The following is a 19,975-nucleotide window of genomic DNA, read 5'->3' on the forward strand; positions in this document are numbered from 1 at the left end:
GCTCGACGATACGCGAATTGGTCCAGCTGGCAATGGCCATTGCGCCCGCGCAGCAGGCGAAGATCGCCGGGAACCAAGGGCCTGCGCCGAACGCCTCGCCCACAAGCTGCTGGGCCGAATTGATGAAGCCGAACAGCGCCCCGAAGATCACCGCGCTGCCGATTGTGTAGCCCAGCGCCTGCCGCATGGTCAGCGTGGCCCGCATGTTGCGCGCGATGATACGCGGGCGGATCGGCTGCTTGTCTTCCGGGTGCAGCGTTTCGGGCAGGTTGCGCCATGCCCACGCGCCCATCGCCACACCGGCAAGTGCAGTGAACACGAAGATCCAGCGCCAGTCGCCCATCACCATCAGCACGCCCTGCCCAAGGCTGGGTGCAATGGCGGGAACCATCAGGAAGATGACGAAGATCAGGCTCATCATCCGGGCCATCTTGTCGCCGCCGACCCGATCGCGGATGATTGCTGGCGGAAGCGCAACAATCCCGGCAGCGCCGAAGCCCTGAAGGAAGCGCAGCGCCAGTAGCGACTCAAAACTCCACGCCAGAGAGCATGCGATCGACAGGATGATGTAGGAAGCGAGGCTGGCGAATAGCACGGGGCGGCGGCCATAGCGATCGGCAATGGCGCCCGGCACCAGTGCGCCCAACCCGGCGGCGAGCAGATAGGCACCGACCACGAACTGGCGGCTGTTGCCCTCTACCGAAAGATCGCGCGCCAGCTCATCGAGTGCGGGCAGCACCGCGTCGATCCCCAGTGCATTGAGCGCCATCAGCAGCGCCATCATCCAGATCAGCTGGGTTTCGCCGATTGTCTTGCCCGAAGGCGGCAGCGCGGCAGGCGCACGTGTACCCGCCGGGGCAGCCGACCCGGCACCCGCTGCGGGTTGCGCCTCACCGGGCGCGTATTCTTGATTTCGCATGTGCACAAAATTCGCTTAGGCATGATCGGTTCCGATTGGCAACCAATGTGCTATCTGCCGCATGGCCATGCAGGATAGCGATCCAGTGGAAGAGGACGGCGCAGCCGGGCAACCGCAGCGCAAGATCATCCATGTCGATATGGATGCCTTCTTCGCCAGCGTGGAACAGCGCGACAATCCGGACCTGCAGGGCAAGCCGGTCGCCGTCGGCGGGTCGAGCGGGCGCGGCGTGGTTGCCGCCGCCAGTTACGAGGCGCGCAAGTTCGGCGTCAGATCGGCCATGCCATCGGTCACGGCCAAGCGGCTGTGCCCCGATCTGATCTTCGTGAAGAGCCGCTTCGATGCCTATCGCGAAGCGTCGGACCAGATCCGCGCGATCTTTCGCCACCATACGGATCTGGTCGAACCGCTCAGCTTGGACGAGGCCTATCTCGATGTGACTGCCAACAAGCTGGGCATCGCGTCCGCCACGCAGGTTGCACAGATGATCCGGCAGGAAATCCGAGCGAAGACGCGGCTGACCGCGAGTGCAGGGGTTTCCTACAACAAGTTCCTCGCCAAGCTGGCTAGCGACCAGAATAAGCCAGACGGGCTATGCGTAATCCGCCCCGGCGAGGGCGCGGCATTCGTCCAGACGCTCCCCATCCGGCGCTTTCACGGGGTGGGCCCGCGCGGCGAGGAAAAGATGGCGCGGCTGGGCATCGCAACGGGGGCGGACCTGGCCGCCAAGGACCCTGCATGGCTTGCGCAGAATTTCGGCAGCTTCGGCGAATATCTCTACCGTGCCGCACGGGGAATCGACGACAGGCCCGTGCGCGCCAACCGTATCCGCAAATCTGTTGGTGGGGAGCGCACCTTCTCGGTCGACCGCCATGAACCGGAGGAGTTGCGCGCCACGCTGGCAGATATCGTGGACATCGTGTGGGAACGGATCGAGCGGGCGCAGGCGCGCGGTCGTACGGTGACACTGAAGCTGAAATATAACGATTTCCAGCTGATGACCCGCGCGCGGTCTCTGCCCCGCAACCTTGAGGGAAAGGAAGAGTTTGCGCGCATTTCGAGCGAGATACTGGAGGAGCTGCTACCGCTGCCGCGCCCGATCCGGCTGATGGGGCTGACACTTTCCAACCTCGACCGCGATTGGGAGCAAGGCGAGGAAGAGGTACGTCGCCGCGACGGCAAGAGCGGCCAGCTGGCACTTTTCTAAGGCTCCGCGTCGCGCAGCACGGCGATCCGGCGCCGGGTCAATTCGCTGAGAGGGCCCGGAACCTCATCCACCTTGAAGAAGCGGGCCTCGATCACTTCGCGACCGTCCGGCTTGGGCTCTTCGTCCACCACAGCGCCGAAGACATGCGCGGTCTGCGGGGCGCCCGATACGGTTTCGGTCAGCGTCCCCAGCAGGGCAAGATTGCCGAGCCGCACGCCCAGTTCCTCGTGCATTTCGCGACGCGCGGCATCTACAGGGTCCTCACTGCCGATCACCCCGCCACCCGGAAGCGTCCAGCCGCGCGGGCCGTAGGAATGACGGATGAAAAGCACCCTGCCCTCGCCATCGCGCAAGATCACGGTGATGGCGTGCAATTGCGGCTTGGCGAGGCGGCGCCAGTGATGGCGCAACCGATGCGCAATGCGCAATGCGATACGCTCGACAGGCTTGGGGAGCAGGTGCCTCATGCGCGTCGCAGATAAAGCAAAGGGCCGACCCGGCACAATGCGGATCGGCCCGTGCCTGCTTTATCTTGGCTGCGTCAGCCGAGCGTCGACTTGAGGAACCATGCGCGTTCCTCTGCCATGTCCGTCCAGTCGTCGATCAGGCCATCGGTCGCGTTGTCGCCTGCCTTGTCGGCAAGGTCCTTCATGTCTTTCAGGCGCTTGATCATTGCCACGTTATCGGCGTGCAACTCCTTGACCATCGCCTCGCCATCGAGATCGGTCGCGTCCTGGTCCTTCACCTGCGTCGCGCGTGCAACCGAGCCGATGGAGGTCAGCGTGACCTCGCCCAGCTTGCGCACGCGTTCGCCAATGGCATCGATCTGGTCGCGAATTTCGACCGCCTGTTCGTCGAACAGCAGGTGCAGGTCGCGAAAGCGCGGCCCGGTCACATGCCAGTGGAAGTTCTTCGTCTTGAAATAGAGCGCAAGATGATCCGCGAGCAGGCCGTTAAGTTCCTGCACGAGAGCGGTTTTCGAATTATCGCCAGCCTGGGCCATGTTTGGTCTCCTGTCCTGTTTGCTGAAATGATCGTGATGTTTCACCCAACCAACGCCGGGCGTGGCTCGGGTTTCCCGGCAAAGCTTCGATAACAGTGATTGGCAGCGCAGACGCCGCGCGTGTCAGATGATCCCGCGCGCGCCCAGCCCCATTAGAATACCCGCGATCAGCACGATCATTCCCATCGCGATCCGGAATGCGCGCAAGGGCAAGGCCTCCAGGTCTTCGCCCAGCGCCCAGCCTCCAGCCAGAGCGACCCATGCGCCCGCCGCTCCACCCAGCGCAACATGCGCCGGCAGGGCCGTCGCCGCAGCCAAAGCGAACAGCAGGAAGCGCGCAGCATCGCCCCATTGCCGCGCAAGCAGCACGATGAAGGCAGCGAAAGGCGAACGGGTCGGCTCTTTCGGGCGCTTCTCGCGGGCCGGCCACAACAGCTCTCCCGCCGCCACGATCATCGCGATGGCAACCAGCATGCGCTGCGCCGCCACTGGCAGCATCTGCGCAATGACATCGCCTGCCAGTGCCATCAGCCCGGCGGTGAGTGTTGCTGCGACCAAAGCCGCCAGCAGCGCGAACCCACCCATCGTATTGACGAGCCGCGCTACGAGCAGCTGATCGCGCGCACCGATGGTCAGCAACAGCGCGGCGGCAAATCCGAACAGGAAGGAGGACATGCGTTTCGGGTAGCCTAGATCAGGCAGCGTCCGCCGTGCGACCGGTCTCGGGTGCGATGAGCACCTTGTTGCGTCCGGTCTTCTTGGCCTCGTAGAGCGCATTGTCGGCCCGGCGGAGCGTCTCCTCGCTGTCGCCAACATTCACCGCGACCCCGGCAGAGAAAGTGATCGCACCCATCGGCTCGTCGGTTTCGCGCAGCTTCAGGTTGCGGTCGGCCAGCGCATCCTTGGCGATCGTCACCTTCTCGCGCACGCGCTCTGCATCGGGCGTTTCCGCAATGACAAGGAACTCTTCGCCGCCCCACCGTGCGACCGGCCACGGTGCGAGCGCTTCGGTAAGCGCTTCCGCCACGAGTTTGAGAGCCCGGTCGCCCACGGCGTGCCCGTAATTGTCGTTGATCGCCTTGAAATGATCGATGTCGATGATCGCGGCGCAATAGCGGACCTTGCGGATCTCCAGATCCTGGATCGTCGCGCGCGTGGCCCGCCGGTTGGGAATGCCGGTCAGTTCATCCACCAGCGCCTTGTTGCGTGCCTCGTCGAGATCGCGCTGCAGGCGGTCGATCCGGCTGGAGGCGGTGGTCAGCTCGCGCTCTGCCTGCGCCGCGCGGTCTACGATGCGACGGATCGCGCCCTTCAGGTCTTCGCCCTGCGCACCTTGCTGGATGGCCTGGCTCTCTTCGGCAATGTCCCGGCCCACACCATCGGCTTGGCGCTTTGTCTCGCGCGCCAGATCGCCAGCCGCATTGAGGAACATCTCGACCGCTTCGTCGCGCGCGGCGATCCGTTCTTCGGGATCGTCGGAGGCAGAGGCGTGCTTGCCCATGATCTCCACGATCGTTTCCTGCTTCATGCGCATGCCATTGTCGATGTAGGTGTCGGTCTCCTCGCAGATCACCTTGCTCGAGCGGGTAAGGTATAGATAGCCGAAGCGGTAGTTCAGAGGCGTCGCGTCCAACAGGTTTCCGGCCAGAAAGGCCAGCACGTCGCGCCCGATATTGTCCTTGCTCATACGCCAACCATTCGCCTGCCATGGGCGGACCGCGCGTGTGCGGGCCCGCATCAAATGCCGCCATACAACCCGCAGGTGAATTTTTTACCCAATGGCCGGCAACGGCCAACCGCTAACGTCAGGAAAAGGGGGGATATGTGTGGCGTGTGAGTCTGCAGGCGGAACGATCGCGGCCGGACCGCCCCGCCCACCTGGTCAGAACCCGAACCCGACGCCCACCCGGGCACCCCATTCATCATCGCCGGTATTGGTACTGAACCCGCCCGAGAGATAGACCGACTCGCTGACCTGCCCGGCGAAGCTGCCAGCCAGCGCCTGTTCGCCATTATAGGTCGCCGCATTGACCCACACCGACACGGACTTGCCCGGAATGATGGGCGCATTTCCCATCGCCATTGCTGCTGCGACCCCGCCGGAAAGCGAGCGATCGAGATCCTCCAGCTGGAACGACAGGTCCGAGAACTGGCCTTCCAGCCCCGCGACACGATTGCTCAGCGCATCGAACTGCGCGTCGGTAACCGCCGAGATCGGCAGGCTCATCGCGCCCTGGAAGCCGTTGCCGCCCATCGTACTGGCATTGAACGCGGTTCGCCCCAATGTGCCGCTTTCATCGGCGGTGACGAGGTAGATTGTCCCGGTTTGCTGCGCGCTCGAGTTTGCAAGGCTCGCAACCTCGACCGTATCCGACGCGGTCCCGATGGCGACCTGGTTTGCCGCCGTGGTCGTTGCGCCTGCTCCGATCGCGGTCGAACCGCTGTGATCCACGGTCGCTCCCGTGCCCAGCGCCGTCGCATTGTTCGCGCGAGCGAGCGCCGCCCGCCCCACGGCCGTTGCGTTCTGGCCGGTCGCCTGCGCGCCGTTGCCTATCGCGGTCGCCTGTACGGCCGGCGCGTAACTCGAATAACCGAGCGCGGTCGAATAATTGGCAGTCGCGGTCGCGAAGGAACCAAAGGCCAGGGCGCCGATGCCGCCGGCTGTGGACCCGGTACCCGCAGCCGTCGTTTGCAGCCCGCTCGCCTTGGCGCCATATCCGAAGGCAGTGGTCCGCAGGCCCGATGAAACCGTGTCCGCCCCCACGGCTAGCGATTCGTCGCCGCTTGCTTGCGCGCCCGCGTAATCGTCGTCCGAACTGTCCCCCCCGATCGCGACGGATGCCTCGCCTGTAGCTGCCGAAAGATTGCCGAAGGCGGCGGCATTGTCGCCATCGGCAGCGCTGTTGGACCCGACCGCAGTAGAGTTGTTTCTGGTCGCGGAAGCAGCGTACCCCACCGCCGTAGAGACCGCTGCCGTGGCCTCTGCACTCGCGCCGACGGCAATCGATCTCGATCCTTCGGCAAGCGTATCGGTGCCAAGGGCGACGGCATCCGTACCGAGAGCGAGAGCGCCATCCGTGCCATCGTCGCCGCTATCGCCACCAATGGCGATCCCTCGCAATGACTGGACCTCCGAACTGCGACCGATTGCGATCCCCTGTTCCCCTTCGACCCTGCTGCCCGAACCGATTGCGACTGCATATTCGTTCAGGACATTGGCAGCGTGACCGACCGCCACACTCCGGTAGCCATCGGAGCTGGCATAAGAACCGTAGCCTAATGCTGTAGATTGGGAGGCGATCGACCGACTGAGATCGCCCAATGCGACGGAGCTGTTGCCCGAGCTGTAGGTATCGGCACCGATTGCGACCGATCGCTCTCCAGTAGCCCTTGCTCCGTCGCTGTCCAAATCCACGCCATCTCCGCCGATAGCGATTGCACTCGCGTCGTCCGCATAGGACTTCGTGCCGAGCGCGATAGCATCGGTATCGCTGGCCTCGCTCCCCGCGCCCAGCGCGAGTGCACCGGTTGCACTTGCAACCGCAGACTGGCCCAACGCGGCCGAAATGAGCCCCGTCGCCTGTGCGCCCGTGCCCATGGCAACCGCATTGGCTGTCGCCTGCGAGTTTGCCCCCATGGCAATCGCGCCCTGATCGTTTGCAACCGCAGTATTGCCAATGGCGATGGCTTGGATGCCGATCGAAGACGCATCCATCCCGATCGCCACCGCACCGAACTGGGTCGCTTGTGCGCCGATAGAATCACCGTCCGATCCGTCCACCCCAACCGCAATCGAGCCCTCGCCCGACGCCGCCGATCCAAAGCCCGCTGCGGTTGCACCAACGCCGGTTGCCGTACTCGCGTTGCCGAGCGCGGTCCCACCGGTCATGGACGCGCTCGAGTCCTCGCCTAGCGCAACGCTGCGCAGTCCATCGGACATCGCGTTCTGTCCGATCGCCGTTGCCTCATTGCCGGAGGCGTTGGCCTGATAGCCGAATGCGGTCGCGCCGCTCGCCCCGCTCGCATTGGAACTGGCCCCGACTGCTGTCGAGCCGAAGGTGCTGGCGACAGCTCCGCTTCCGCACGCCACCGAGGTATCGTCGTCCTTCGATTCCGCCCCCGCATCGTCATCGCTGCCATCGTCGACCACGCCATCGTCGTCGCGGTCGAGCAGGCAGTCGTCCGCACGTGCCGGTGACGGGTATAGTGCACCCACCGCCATGGCGCCTGCGCAGGTCAGCAGAATAGCTTTCATCTTCATGTCGAAATCTCCCTGTAAGATGCCGGAAAGGGCGAGGGAATTTCGCTGACCCGGCGACAAGGGCAGGTTATGTCTGTCAAGAAATCCAGCGTCATAGTCAGATTTGACTATGCAGCTCGGCGCGGGATGGAGGACATATTACTTTGACGCCCGCCTGTCCCGCTGGCGAAGAGAAAGACCAGGATCGACCCGAGGCATGCCCGACGCGCCCGACAACACGCCCGATCACCGGGCCGAGTTCCTCGACACGCTATACGGCGTGGCGCTGGAGCCGGAACGTTTCGACGAACTGGTCGAATGCTGGAGCGAGCGGCTCGCCGATGCCATCGTGGCGGACGACGGAGACGCGGGCGAAAGGGCCTATAACCTGTCCGAACATGTTCGCCGGGCCGAGGCGCTGATCGACCTGACGATCAGCCAGGAAGCCAACCTGCCGAAATCGATCGGCCAGCGCCTGCATGCGGAAGTGCATGCCGCCTTCGCTGTCGATCGCGACGGGATCGTTCGCGGCGCCAATGACAGCGCGTCCAGCCTTTACGCGATACGCGAAAAGCAGCCGCTATCGACATTGCCTTTCGACGAAGAGGCCATTGCCGAACTGGCAAACTATGCCGCCATGCTCGGATCTCCGGAAGGCCACCCGGTAGGGCCGGCCATTGTCCGTGCCTATCGCAGCAATACCGACAGTGCAGTCATCCTGTCGCTCAACAGCTGGACCACGGCGAGCGGTCGCAGGCTGCTCATTGCAAAGAGCGTAGATTTCAACTGGCCCGACCGGTTGAGTGAACCCGTGCAGCGGGCTTTCGCCCTCACCGATGCCGAGATGGCCGTGATGAAATTGCTGGCGGAAGGGAATGGCGCGCCTGCTATCGCCCGGATGCGCAAAGCCTCGGTCCTCACCGTGCGCGCGCAGATCCGCTCGATCTACGAGAAAACCGCGACGCACAGCCTCAACGAGTTCATGCGCATGGCGCTTGGCCTGATGTCGCTCGGGCTGGTCGAGGCGGACGCTGCTGCGGGCGTATTCGCCAGCCCCTCCGCGCTCATCAAACCGCCCTACCCGCGCGCCGAACACCGCCACATGCTGACCCTGCCCGATGGCAGGACGCTGGACTATGCGCTGTTCGGGGCCGACGAGGGCCCGGTATTGCTGTTCATGCACGACGAGTTCTTCGGCGATGGCTGGACCGCGCCAATGGCCGAAAGGGCTGAGAGCGAGAGCGTTCGGGTGCTCGCTCCGGCACGGCCCGGCAACGGACGGTCATCGCCCTACCCGCAAGGCAGTACGACCTACGAACAGGCCACTGCCGATGCGCTGTTCCTGCTCGATCGGCTGGGTATCGACAAGGTGGTACTGCGCTGCTTCATGGCGGGGGCGAACTTTGCCTTCGCCTTGGCCGATGCCGCGCCCGATCGCGTTGCTGGCCTTCTGATCCAGGCCCCGATCCTCCCGCTCGGCGGCGACGAAGACGAACGCAAGCTGAACCGCTTCCACAAGGTTTTGAGCGGGATTATCCATCGCAGCTCCGGCCTGCTGAACTTCGTGACCCGGGCCGGAATGGCTTATCACAACCGTGTCGGCACCCGGCGGTTCTTCCGCACTTTTGCCGAAGGACGTGCAACAGACATCGCGGCGCTCGACGATGATGAGACGTTCGCCGCCATGTCACGCGGGGCCGAGATCTGCGGCGCGCAGGGGCATTTGGGTTTCTACAGCGATTACCGGCAGGTGCTGCCAAATATGGCGCGCGTGTTCGAAGAGCTTAAAATGCCGATCATCGTGCTGGCGGGTGAAGCGGCGTTACCGAAGATCGATCCGGGGCTGATTGCGATTGCGCGGCGCCACCCACAGTGCACGCTGCGGATTGTGCCCGGCGGCGACCATTACCTGCATTTCACGCACTCGGACGCAGTGATGGATGCCATCGTGGAACTCGCAAGACCCGGTCGCGAAGCTGGCAACCAGGCATCACCCTAACCACGGTGCAGCGCGAAGATGTGTGCGTGGAGCGGGTGAAGGGAATCGAACCCTCGTCGTCAGCTTGGGAAGCTGCTGCTCTACCATTGAGCTACACCCGCGAATGTCCCGCAGAAGGGTCGGCGGCGATTGCACCCTAGCGCGTTCACGGTCAAGATTGGTTTACGCGATCAATGTCCGATGATCCGCACTGCCTAATGCGCCCGGGGGAAGACCAGTACTTATGATCAGCAGCGATACCATCATCTTCGGCATCCTCGCCGGCATCCTCGGGGTGCTGTTCTTCCTGCGCGAGAGGGGCGGAGTGTGGGACAGGGTGTTCACTTTCGTCCCCATCATCCTGCTCGCCTACCTGATCCCCTCGCTGCTGGTCAGTTTCGGGGTGATCGACGCGAGCGAATCCAACCTGTGGACCATCGCCAAGGACTACTTCCTCACCGCCGCGCTGATCCTGCTGACGCTCAGCATCGATATCAAGGGGATCATCGGGCTGGGCCCCAAGGCGCTGATCATGTTCTTCACCGCCACCATCGGCATCGTGATCGGCGGCCCGATCGCGCTGTGGACGGTCGCGCAGTTCGCGCCGGAGATTCTCGCTGGCGAAGGCGCGGACGCCGCGTGGCGTGGTTTTGCGACGCTGGCGGGCAGTTGGATCGGCGGCGGCGCAAACCAGACCGCGATGCTGGAAGTCTACGGCTACAATATGGAACAATACGGCGCGATGGTCGCGGTGGACATCGTGGTCGCGAATATCTGGATGGCGTTCCTGCTGTATGGTGCGGGCATGCACGAGCGGGTCGACCGCTGGCTAAGGGCGGACAATTCCTCGGTCGAGCGGCTGCGCGATTCGATGGCCGCCTATTCGGAGAAAGTCGCCAAGGTGGCGAGCGCGAATGAGATGATCGTGCTGGCCGGCTTCACTTTCGCGGCCGTCGCATTCTCGCACTGGAGTGCAGGCTGGCTATCGCTGTGGTTCACGAACATGCTGGGCGCGGAGGCGGTGCTGGCTGACCGCTTCTTCTGGGTGGTGGTGATGGCGACCACCATCGGCCTAGCCAGTTCCTTCACGCCTGCCCGCAGCCTCGAAGGGGTGGGCGCCTCCAAGATCGGCACGGTGTTCATCTTCCTGCTGGTCGCAGTGATCGGGACCAAGATGGATATCTTCCAGCTGGGCGATGCGCCACTGTTCATGGCGGTCGGGCTGATCTGGATGATTTTCCATTCGGCCTTGCTGCTGATCGTGGCCCGGATCGTGCGCGCACCGTTCTTCTTCGTCGCGGTGGGCAGCAAAGCCAATGTCGGCGGCGCGGCGAGCGCCCCGGTGGTGGCAGGCGCGTTTCACCCCGCCCTCGCGCCCGTGGGCGTGTTGCTGGCGGTGCTCGGCTATGCGCTGGGCACTTACGGCGCGATCCTGTGTGCGGAAATGATGCGTGCGGTCAGCGGCGGGTAGGATCCGGCGATTTCGGGAACGCTAGCGCGATCCGTCCCTTGATTTGGCAAGCCCTCAAGCGCTAGCGCGCAGGCAGAAAAATCAAGCGGAGAGAGTCCCCCACATGCGCCAGATCGACCATCACCTCGCCACCGGCGTCGCCGCCGGCGAAGCCACTCGTACCCACAAGGTATGGAACCCCTCGACAGGGGAAGTGCAGGCCGAGGTCGCGCTGGGCGATGCCGCGCTGCTCGAACGGGCGGTCGCCAAGGCGAAGGAAGTCCAACCCGAATGGGCGGCGACCAACCCCCAGCGCCGGGCGCGCGTGATGTTCGAGTTCAAGCGGCTGGTCGAAGCGAACAAGCAGGAGCTGGCAGAGCTTCTCTCGAGCGAGCACGGCAAGGTCGTCGACGATGCGCATGGCGATGTGCAGCGCGGCCTTGAAGTGATCGAATATGCCTGCAGCATCCCGCAGGCGCTGAAGGGCGAGTATACGCAAGGCGCGGGCCCGGGGATCGACGTCTATTCGATGCGCCAGCCGCTCGGCATCGGGGCGGGCATCACCCCGTTTAACTTCCCCGCGATGATCCCGATGTGGATGTTCGGCATGGCGATCGCGGCGGGCAATGCCTTCATCCTCAAGCCTTCGGAGCGCGACCCGAGCGTGCCCGTGCGCCTTGCCGAACTGTTCGTGGAAGCAGGCGCGCCCGAGGGGCTGCTCCAGGTCGTCAACGGCGACAAGGAAATGGTCGACGCGATTATCGACCATGCCGATATCGCCGCGATCAGCTTCGTCGGCTCGTCCGACATCGCGCAATATATCTATTCGCGCGGCACCGCGAACGGCAAGCGCGTGCAGGCCTTCGGCGGCGCGAAGAACCACGGCATCGTGATGCCCGACGCCGATCTGGACCAGGTGGTGAACGACCTCGCGGGCGCGGCCTTCGGCTCGGCTGGCGAGCGTTGCATGGCGCTGCCCGTGGTGGTTCCCGTGGGCGAGGATACGGCGAACAAACTGCGCGCGAAGCTGATCCCGGCGATCAACGCGCTGCGCGTGGGCGTGTCCAACGATCCCGATGCGCATTACGGCCCGGTCGTCACGCCCGAACACAAGGCACGGATCGAAGAATGGATCGACACTGCGGAGAAGGAAGGCGCAGAAGTCGTGATCGACGGGCGCGGGTTCACGCTGCAGGGGCACGAGAAGGGCTTCTTCGTCGGCCCGACGCTGCTCGACAATGTCACCACCGACATGGAAAGCTACAAGGAAGAAATCTTCGGCCCCGTGCTCCAGATCGTGCGCGCGAAAGACTTCGAGGACGCGGTGCGCCTGCCGAGCGAGCACCAGTATGGCAACGGCGTCGCCATCTTCACCCGCAACGGCCACGCCGCGCGCGAGTTCGCGCACCGGGTGAACGTGGGCATGGTCGGCATCAACGTGCCGATCCCCGTGCCGGTCAGCTACCACAGCTTCGGCGGCTGGAAACGCTCGGGCTTCGGCGACATAGACCAGTACGGCCAAGAGGGTCTGCGCTTCTGGACCAAGAGCAAGAAGGTCACCCAGCGCTGGCCCGATGGTGGCGGCGATGGCTCCAACGCCTTCGTCATCCCCACGATGGGGTGACCATGCACCCGCGCATGACCGGCCTTGAAATGTAGGAAACAAAAGTCTCCCTGAAACAGACCTCGTCCGGCCGATTCCCAACTGCCGGACGAGCATTGTTGCGGGAGAGACTATGGAAAACGCATCGCGAGCACAGCAAAGGCTGCGGGACCGGGGTTACGATATTGCCGTCGATGGCGATTTCGGGCCGGTCAGCCACGCCGCCCTCATCAGCTATGTCGGTCGCAAGAGGTCGATTTCGCGGCTGCGCTTCGCCCTTGGCGGCGCAATGGCTCTCGAATTTCCGAAGGTCGGGATCGATCGTCCCTTGCGGCTTGCCCATGCGCTGGGCCAGCAAACTGCGGAAACCGGCGGGTTCAGCAGCCTGGTTGAAAGCCTGAACTACAGCGTGGCGGGCCTGCGCGCGACCTTCAGCCGTAGCCGGATCAACGATGCCGATGTCCAGCGGCTGGGTCGCAAGGCGGGCGAAGGCCCGCTCCCGGTCGATCGCCAGCGCCAGATCGCCAATATCGTCTATGGCGGCAGCTTCGGACGCAGCAATCTGGGCAACACACAGGAAGGCGATGGCTGGCGCTATCGCGGGCGCGGTGTGAAGCAGCTGACCGGTCGCTACAACTACACGACCCATGCGGCGGAGCTGAACCTGCCCATCGTGGAGCATCCCGAATTGCTCGAAGACCCACTGCAGGGCGTGCGCGCGGCATGCCATTTCTGGGACAGCCGGGAGTGCAATGCGCTAGCCGATCAGGACGATCTGGTGGCGCTGACCCGGCGGATCAACGGCGGGACCAACGGCCTGGCGCAGCGGCGAGACGGGATGGAACGCGCCAAGGTGATCCTCGTTTGATGCGTAACCCTGCGGGCGTGTGAGGGCTTGGGCCCGCCACAGTTTCCGCCCGCTCCCAACTAGCATCGCGAGGACACAATCCATGCGCATCGCCGCCTTCGCCGCCACCGCCGCGCTCGCCATGACTGCCTGTGCCGAAGCGCCCGAACCCGAAGCCACCCCCGATGGGACAGGGACCGAAAAACCCATGCCGGTCGAGCCTGATGGCGGGATCGGCGACGGCGCGGGCCCGCCCGATGCGCCGAGCATGCCCGAACACGCGGACGACATCGAGGAACCGAGCGCTTTCGCGCGGACCTTCCCCACAGCGATCCGCGGCAAGTGGAGAGAGACCGGCGGCGCCCCGGTGACCGCCGAGCAGTGCGACAATTACAAGTCCGAAAACATGGGCAAGGTGCTGCACATCCGGGCCGACAGCTATTCCTATTTCGAGACGGGCGGCCGGTTCATGACAGTCTCGGATCGCAGCGAGGGCCATATCCGTGGGGTTTTCGACACGACTTATGCCGACACCCCTAGCCGCGCCGAACTGGCATTCCGTGTCGACCCGGTGGCCAAGACGCTCACCGTCCAGAACTTCGATGCGGGTGAGCAGGGGAGAACGCTCTATCGCCGCTGCCCTCCCGGTTAGGAGCGCGCACGAAGACGCGGAAAAGCCACACTACAACGCGCAACAGGTTGCCTCGCGCATCATAGTAGGCACTTCATTCGGCCGGATCTGCATGGTGCATGTGGGGGTAGAATGATCCGGAACGCTCGAAAGCTAATGGTCTGTGCCATGCTGGTGGTGCTGGCGGCTTGCACCCACGCCGGTGACGTCGCTCCGCAACCGGCCACCGGCAAGCGCATTGCACTGACCTTCGACGATGCCCCTCGCGGCCCGGGCGCATTCCTGAGCGAGGACGAACGCACGAGCATGCTGATCGCCAACCTGAGCGAGGCCGGGGTCGATCAAGCGGCTTTCTTCGTCAACCCGGGGCACATCAAATCCGCAGACGATGAACGCCGCATCTCGGCATATGTCGACGCTGGCCACGTGCTGGCCAACCACACGGCCACACACCCGCGTCTCTCGCAAACCGATGTTGAGGCATATGTTGCGGATATCGACGCCGCCGCCGAGTGGCTGAATGCCCAAGACGGCAACCGCCCCTGGTTCCGGTATCCCTACCTGGACGAAGGCCGCGCGGACAAGGCGAAGCGCGATGCGATACGCGATGCGCTGGCAGAGCGTGATCTGGTCAACGGCTATGTCACAATCGATGCGAGCGACTGGTTTTACGAAGGCGCGGCGACAACGGCGAAGGCCGAGGGCAAGGCGATCGACCTCGACGCTTTCCGCGATCTTTACGTCGAGGCCCATGTCGAGGCAGCCGAGTTCTACGACCAGCTTGCGCGGCAGGTGATCGGTCGTTCCCCCGCACACGTCATGCTGCTGCACGAAACCGATATTGCCGCGCTGTGGATCGGCGACCTGATAGACGCGCTGCGGGCGAGAGGATGGACGATTATCAGCGCGGACGAAGCTTTTACCGATCCATTCGGTGCCTATGCGAAGAGCTTCGACACGCCATCAGCGCAAGGCACGCTGACCGAAATGGTAGCGTGGGAGGCAGGTGCCCCCGCACCGCGCTGGTACCGTGGAAACGACACCAAGCTGGCGCAGGAATGGTTCGACAGGCGCGTTCTGGGACAGGAACCGGCAAAGAACGACTGACGTTTTGCGCGCAATCTGCTAACCGTGGCGACAATGCGGTTCATCCTCGGACTTCTCGCCGCCGTGCTGGTCGGGCTGGCTATCGGCGGTGCATCGGCGCTGATCGCTGCCGGTCTGTGGCCGGCCAAGGGCGGGATCGGTGGAATCTCCGCGGTTACGGTCGACGGATGGCGCGCCGATCTGTCCGTCGGTTCGGAAACCGCCAATCCCTACACCCGCGCGCGTGTCGCACGCCACGGCTTGCTGGGCCTCGCACAAAGCGAAGCGATCTATTTTGTCCGTTCTGCCGACGATAAGGGCCAGCCCCTGCGCGAAACATGCACCTATCGTCTCTCGGGCAAGGGGCAGGACGCGCGCTGGTGGTCGATCACGCTCTACGATGCAGATAGCCGCCTGCCCATGAACGACGACGACGCGCTGTCGGTCGACGCAAGCGCCCTCGGTGAGGGCGCATGGTCGGTCATGATCGCCCCGCAGCGCCCCGAGGAAGCCGAGCACTGGATCTCCAGCAACAACGCAGGGACGTTCGACCTGACCCTGCGGCTCTATGTGCCTTCGCCGGCACTGCTCGAAAATCCGGCTCGATCGGTCAACGCGCCGCGCATTTCGCGCCTCGGCTGTGAAGGAGACGCATGATGCGGGCCTTCGTGATCATTCTGGTTCTGCTCGCCTCGATTGCCGCCGGGCATGCCGTCGTACTGTTCGGCGCCCCCAGCTTCATCATGGGCAAGGCCATGGCCGCCATGGAAGAACGCGACGTGCCCACCAATGCCTTCGCCCTTGCGGAACGGATGACGCCAGAAACCCAGCGGGTCGTTCGCCCCTCCCCCGACCTCGCCTATTCACTGTGCCTGTTCGATTTCAGTGCCAGCGATCGTCAGCCCCTGATCGTTCACGCCGAGCCATGGAGCGACTATTCCTCGGTCTCGTTCTTCGATGCGCAGACGAACAACTTCGCCACTCTGAGAGATAGTGGTGAAGGCATTGACGCGGTACTGCTGCCTCCCGGCGCCAGCGCCCAGCCCAACGATCTTGTCAGCCCGAGCGAAAAGGGCATCATCCTGATCCGGCGGCTTGCACCCAGCGATGCGGCCTATCGCGAGGTGGCCGGGATTTCGGCAGGAGACCGCTGCGAGGCGACAACGGATACGGGAGACGGGGAATGAGAGCAGCCCATGCTGCGATGATGCTGGCGAGCCTGGCCCTGCTGGCCGGATGCGATACCGGTTCGCGCCCTTCCTCGCCCGACGAAACCACTATTGCGGTGGACGGCGAAGAGGTCACCGTGACCACGCCGACGCAAGACGCGCCGAGCGAGGCGCCCGTGCAGATCGAAAGCGACGACGGCGATGCGCCCGAAGCGGCAGCGATGCCCGAGGCGCCCGTGCTGGCCAATCCCGACGCGGATGCCACGCTGACCGCAATCCCTGCACGCTTCCTTGGCCAGTGGGATGCCATCGACGGCCCGTGCGAAGAGGGATCGGAGATGTATCTGACGATCCGCCCCGGGACGGTCACCTTCTATGAATCGCAAGGCGAGGTCACCACCGTAAGGCGCGGCAAACCGGGCATCGTCCTTACCCTCGCGATGGCGGGCGAAGGCGAAACCTGGACCAGCGAATACGCCATGAGCCTGGTCAAGGGCGGCGAGCAGTTAGCCACGCGTGTGATTTCGGACTCCGGGACCGGTACCATTCGCCGCCGCTGCCCGGCGTGACGTAACGTCGGCGGTCGCAACCCCTTTTCTTGATCGGCTCGCGGGGCTAGGCCGCGCAGCATGACCGGACAATTCCAGCTCACCGAAGACCAGCTCGCGATCCAGGACATGGCGCAGCGGTTCACCGCCGACAACATCACGCCGCATGCCGGCAAGTGGGACGAGGAAAAGATCTTCCCCGTCGACACGATCAAGAAAAGCGCCGAACTCGGCTTCGGAGCGATCTACGTATCCGAAGAGGGTGGCGGGATCGGCCTGGGCCGCCTCGAAGCCGCACTGATTATGGAAGCGATGGCCTACGGCTGCCCTGCGACCAGCGCCTATATCTCGATCCACAACATGGCGAGCTGGATGATCGACCGGTTCGGCGGAGCGGGTGTGAAGGAGAAATACCTGCCCAGCCTCGTAACGATGGAAAAGATCGCCTCCTACTGCCTCACGGAACCCGGCAGCGGGTCCGACGCGGCGGGCCTGAAGACGCAGGCCGTACTGGATGACGATCACTACGTGCTCAACGGCACCAAGCAGTTCATCTCGGGCGGCGGGGTAAACGATGTCTACGTCACGATGGTCCGCACTGGCGAGCACAAGACCAAGGGCATCACCTGCCTCGTGATCGACAAGGACACGCCCGGCGTCAGCTTCGGCGCCCCGGAAAAGAAGCTCGGCTGGAATGCCAGCCCGACCGCGCAGGTCATCTTCGAAGATGCCAAGGTGCCGGTCGAGAACCGCGTGGGCGACGAAGGTGAAGGCTTTCGTTTCGCGATGATGGGGCTCGATGGCGGGCGGCTGAACATCGGCGCCTGCTCGCTCGGCGGGGCACAGCGCTGCCTCGACGAGGCGGTGAAGTACACCAAGGAACGCCAGCAGTTCGACACGCCGATTGCCGACTTCCAGAACACGCAGTTCATGCTTGCCGACATGGCGACCGACCTGGAGGCGGCACGCGCGCTGCTCTATCTCGCGGCCGCGAAAGTCACCGACGACGCGCCCGACAAATCGCGCTTTTCCGCGATGGCCAAACGACTGGCGACCGACAACGGCTCAAAGGTGGTCAACGACGCGCTGCAGCTGTTCGGCGGTTACGGGTACCTGAAGGATTACCCGATCGAACGCTATTGGCGCGACCTGCGCGTCCACTCGATCCTCGAAGGCACCAACCAGGTCATGCGGATGATCGTGGGTCGGGATCTGCTCCGGCAGGGCGGGTGACCATGACCGAACAGATCAACATCCACACCCACGGCGCGGTCGGGCATCTCTCGCTCAACCGGCCCAAGGCGCTGCATGCGCTGACCACCGAAATGTGCACCGCGATGATCGGCGCGCTGACCGGATGGGCTGGCGATGAGGGCATCGCCGCGGTGATGATCGACCATGCCGAAGGCAGGGGCTTTTGCGCAGGCGGCGATATCGCCATGCTGCGCAACTCGGCGTTGAACGATGGCGGCGAGACAGGCCGCGCGTTCTTCCACGAGGAATACCGCCTCAACCACCAGCTGTTCACCTACACCAAGCCGGTGGTCGCCTTCATGGACGGTATCACGATGGGCGGCGGGGTCGGCATCAGCCAGCCTGCGACCTATCGCGTCGCGACCGAGAACACCAAGTTCGCCATGCCCGAGACGGGGATCGGCCTGTTCCCCGATGTCGGCTGAGGCTGGTATCTTTCGCGCCTTCCGGGTCGCATCGGAGCCTTCCTCGCACTCACCGGCGCGCGGCTGGACGGGGCGGAATGCCACGCGGTCGGCCTCGCCACGCATTACATTTCGAGCGAGAAGTTGGCGGGCGTGAAGGCGGCAATCATCGCCGATCCGGGCAATATCCAGGCGATCCTCGACGACGCCTCGGAGGCCCCGCCCGAGGCACGCATCCTCGCCAATCGTGAGAATATCGACCGGCTGTTTGCGAGCGATACGCTGGAAGAAATTCTCGCTGCGCTGGAAGCGGACGGCAGCGAGTGGGCGGCGAAGGAATTGAAGACCCTGCGCACCAAGAGCCCGCACAGCTGCAAGGTCGCGCTGCGCCAGCTGGCCGAGAGCCTGGCGCTGGGCACCTTCGCGGAAGAAATGCGGATGGAATACCGCATTGGGGGCCGCGTGCTCCTGAGCCACGATTTTGCCGAAGGGGTCCGCGCGCTGATCGTCGACAAGACCGGCGACCCGCAATGGAACCCCGCCACGCCCGAGGGCATAACCGAGGATACGATCGACGCGATCTTCGCCCCCCTGCCCGATGGCGAGGAGTGGACGCCGCTATAACCCTCCCGTCATCCCTGCGCAGGCAGGGACCCATCTCCGGCACACGCCACTGATGGAACAATCGGGAGCTGGATTCCCGCCTTCGCGGGAATGACGAATGGAGAATAGGATGCCCTACGAAACGATCACCACCGAAACCAACGGCGCGGTCACCATCATCACGCTCAACCGCCCGCAGGCACTGAATGCGCTGTCGTCCGTGGTACTCGACGAGCTGATCGAGGCGTTCGCCGCCTACCAGGCCGATGACAGCCAGCTCTGCGCGATCCTGACGGGCAGCGGCGACAAAGCGTTCGCCGCTGGCGCGGACATCAAGGAGATGTCGGACAAGCCTGCCGCGGATTTCTACAACGAAGATTTCTTCGCCAAGTGGGCCAGCCACATCGTCGAGGCTGTGCGCAAGCCGTGGATCGCAGCGGTCAACGGCTTCGCGCTGGGCGGCGGATGCGAGCTGGCGATGATGGCGGACTTTATCATCGCGAGCGACAAGGCCAAGTTCGGCCAGCCCGAGATCAAGCTGGGCGTTGCGCCGGGCATGGGCGGATCGCAGCGGCTGACCCGCGCGGTCGGCAAGGCCAAGGCGATGGAAATGTGCCTGACCGGCAGGATGATGGACGCCGAGGAAGCCTAACGCAGCGGCCTCGTTGCGCGCGTCGTGCCGCATGAGAGCCTGATGGAGGAAGCGCGAACCACCGCCGCCACCATTGCCGGGATGCCGCCGATGGCCGCGATGGTGAACAAGGAAATGGTCAACGCCGCTTACGAGACCTTCCTTGGACAGGGCCTCGTCCACGAACGCCGCCTGTTCCAGATCCTCACCGCGACCGAGGACAAGGCCGAGGGCATGAAGGCCTTCATCGAGAAGCGCGACGGACAGTGGAAGGGGCGGTGATCCCATAGCCCTCTCCCCTTGAGGGGAGAGGGTTGGGAGAGGGGCCTGCAAGCCATCGGCCCAAAAACGCCCCTCTCCAACTTCGGCTAGCGAGCAGGCTCGCAAGCCTGCGTATCCTCT

At 64.2% G+C, this 19,975-nt stretch carries 17 protein-coding genes, 1 tRNA gene and 2 pseudogenes; 13 read left to right on the plus strand and 7 right to left on the minus strand.

Annotation, left to right across the window (positions count from 1 at the left end; all coding sequences use genetic code 11):
* A partial coding sequence (locus ACEQXE_RS03570; protein ID WP_370177572.1) for an MFS transporter occupies positions 1–919 on the minus strand: 919 nt, incomplete at its 3' end.
* A gap of 61 nt (positions 920–980) precedes the next feature.
* Here ACEQXE_RS03570 and dinB point away from each other — a divergent pair.
* The gene (gene dinB, locus ACEQXE_RS03575) at positions 981–2,126 is read left to right on the plus strand and encodes a DNA polymerase IV (RefSeq protein WP_370177573.1); all 1,146 of its coding nucleotides are present in this window, start codon (positions 981–983) and stop codon (positions 2,124–2,126) included.
* Here the strand turns inward: dinB and ACEQXE_RS03580 are convergent.
* The 5 genes from ACEQXE_RS03580 to ACEQXE_RS03600 form a co-directional block, all read right to left on the minus strand.
* Positions 2,123–2,593: an NUDIX hydrolase gene (locus tag ACEQXE_RS03580; RefSeq protein WP_370177574.1), complete on the minus strand. Its 471-nt coding sequence runs from the start codon at positions 2,591–2,593 to the stop codon at positions 2,123–2,125. The genes dinB and ACEQXE_RS03580 overlap by 4 nt on opposite strands.
* A gap of 74 nt (positions 2,594–2,667) precedes the next feature.
* On the minus strand, positions 2,668–3,129 hold the full coding sequence (locus ACEQXE_RS03585; RefSeq protein WP_370177575.1) for a Dps family protein: 462 nt from the start codon (positions 3,127–3,129) through the stop codon (positions 2,668–2,670).
* A gap of 123 nt (positions 3,130–3,252) precedes the next feature.
* Entirely contained in the window at positions 3,253–3,804 is a 552-nt protein-coding gene (locus ACEQXE_RS03590) for a hypothetical protein (RefSeq protein ID WP_370177576.1), read from the minus strand.
* A gap of 19 nt (positions 3,805–3,823) precedes the next feature.
* Positions 3,824–4,816 (minus strand): GGDEF domain-containing protein, encoded by a 993-nt coding sequence (locus ACEQXE_RS03595; protein ID WP_370177577.1) that lies wholly within the window; start codon positions 4,814–4,816, stop codon positions 3,824–3,826.
* A gap of 195 nt (positions 4,817–5,011) precedes the next feature.
* Positions 5,012–7,390: a hypothetical protein gene (locus ACEQXE_RS03600; RefSeq protein WP_370177578.1), complete on the minus strand. Its 2,379-nt coding sequence runs from the start codon at positions 7,388–7,390 to the stop codon at positions 5,012–5,014.
* A gap of 196 nt (positions 7,391–7,586) precedes the next feature.
* Here ACEQXE_RS03600 and ACEQXE_RS03605 point away from each other — a divergent pair, with 196 nt between their 5' ends.
* Positions 7,587–9,368 carry an alpha/beta fold hydrolase gene (locus ACEQXE_RS03605; protein ID WP_370177579.1) on the plus strand — a complete coding sequence of 594 codons (1,782 nt, stop codon included), beginning with the start codon at positions 7,587–7,589 and terminating at the stop codon, positions 9,366–9,368.
* Between the two features lie 27 nt (positions 9,369–9,395).
* On the opposite strand, the gene ACEQXE_RS03610 is transcribed toward ACEQXE_RS03605, so the two are convergent.
* Positions 9,396–9,469, minus strand: a tRNA-Gly gene (locus ACEQXE_RS03610).
* A 122-nt stretch (positions 9,470–9,591) separates the two neighbouring features.
* Here ACEQXE_RS03610 and ACEQXE_RS03615 point away from each other — a divergent pair.
* The 11 genes and pseudogenes from ACEQXE_RS03615 to ACEQXE_RS03665 all read left to right on the plus strand — a co-directional run bounded on the left by ACEQXE_RS03615 (position 9,592) and on the right by ACEQXE_RS03665 (position 19,855).
* On the plus strand, positions 9,592–10,818 hold the full coding sequence (locus tag ACEQXE_RS03615; RefSeq protein ID WP_370177580.1) for a DUF819 domain-containing protein: 1,227 nt from the start codon (positions 9,592–9,594) through the stop codon (positions 10,816–10,818).
* A gap of 103 nt (positions 10,819–10,921) precedes the next feature.
* Positions 10,922–12,421 (plus strand): CoA-acylating methylmalonate-semialdehyde dehydrogenase, encoded by a 1,500-nt coding sequence (locus tag ACEQXE_RS03620; RefSeq protein WP_370177581.1) that lies wholly within the window; start codon positions 10,922–10,924, stop codon positions 12,419–12,421.
* A gap of 112 nt (positions 12,422–12,533) precedes the next feature.
* Entirely contained in the window at positions 12,534–13,268 is a 735-nt protein-coding gene (locus ACEQXE_RS03625) for a hypothetical protein (protein ID WP_370177582.1), read from the plus strand.
* 82 nt (positions 13,269–13,350) lie between these two features.
* Complete coding sequence (locus ACEQXE_RS03630; protein WP_370177583.1) at positions 13,351–13,899, plus strand: hypothetical protein; 549 nt, start codon at positions 13,351–13,353, stop codon at positions 13,897–13,899.
* A 111-nt stretch (positions 13,900–14,010) separates the two neighbouring features.
* Entirely contained in the window at positions 14,011–14,985 is a 975-nt protein-coding gene (locus tag ACEQXE_RS03635; RefSeq protein WP_370177584.1) for a polysaccharide deacetylase family protein, read from the plus strand.
* 33 nt (positions 14,986–15,018) lie between these two features.
* Positions 15,019–15,621, plus strand: coding sequence for a DUF1214 domain-containing protein (locus ACEQXE_RS03640; RefSeq protein WP_370177585.1), 603 nt, complete (start codon positions 15,019–15,021; stop codon positions 15,619–15,621).
* Complete coding sequence (locus ACEQXE_RS03645; protein WP_370177586.1) at positions 15,618–16,151, plus strand: DUF1254 domain-containing protein; 534 nt, start codon at positions 15,618–15,620, stop codon at positions 16,149–16,151. Before ACEQXE_RS03640 ends, ACEQXE_RS03645 begins: the two co-directional genes overlap by 4 nt.
* Positions 16,148–16,702 carry a hypothetical protein gene (locus ACEQXE_RS03650; RefSeq protein WP_370177587.1) on the plus strand — a complete coding sequence of 185 codons (555 nt, stop codon included), beginning with the start codon at positions 16,148–16,150 and terminating at the stop codon, positions 16,700–16,702. The genes ACEQXE_RS03645 and ACEQXE_RS03650 overlap by 4 nt, the downstream gene beginning before the upstream one ends.
* 60 nt (positions 16,703–16,762) lie before the next feature.
* Complete coding sequence (locus ACEQXE_RS03655; protein WP_370177588.1) at positions 16,763–17,914, plus strand: acyl-CoA dehydrogenase family protein; 1,152 nt, start codon at positions 16,763–16,765, stop codon at positions 17,912–17,914.
* 2 nt (positions 17,915–17,916) lie between these two features.
* Positions 17,917–18,963, plus strand: a pseudogene (locus ACEQXE_RS03660) (enoyl-CoA hydratase/isomerase family protein).
* Between the two features lie 109 nt (positions 18,964–19,072).
* Positions 19,073–19,855 (plus strand): annotated as a pseudogene (locus ACEQXE_RS03665) (enoyl-CoA hydratase-related protein).
* Positions 19,856–19,975: the final 120 nt, after the last annotated feature.

This window comes from Alteriqipengyuania sp., assembly GCF_964222115.1.
Lineage (GTDB): Bacteria > Pseudomonadota > Alphaproteobacteria > Sphingomonadales > Sphingomonadaceae > Alteriqipengyuania.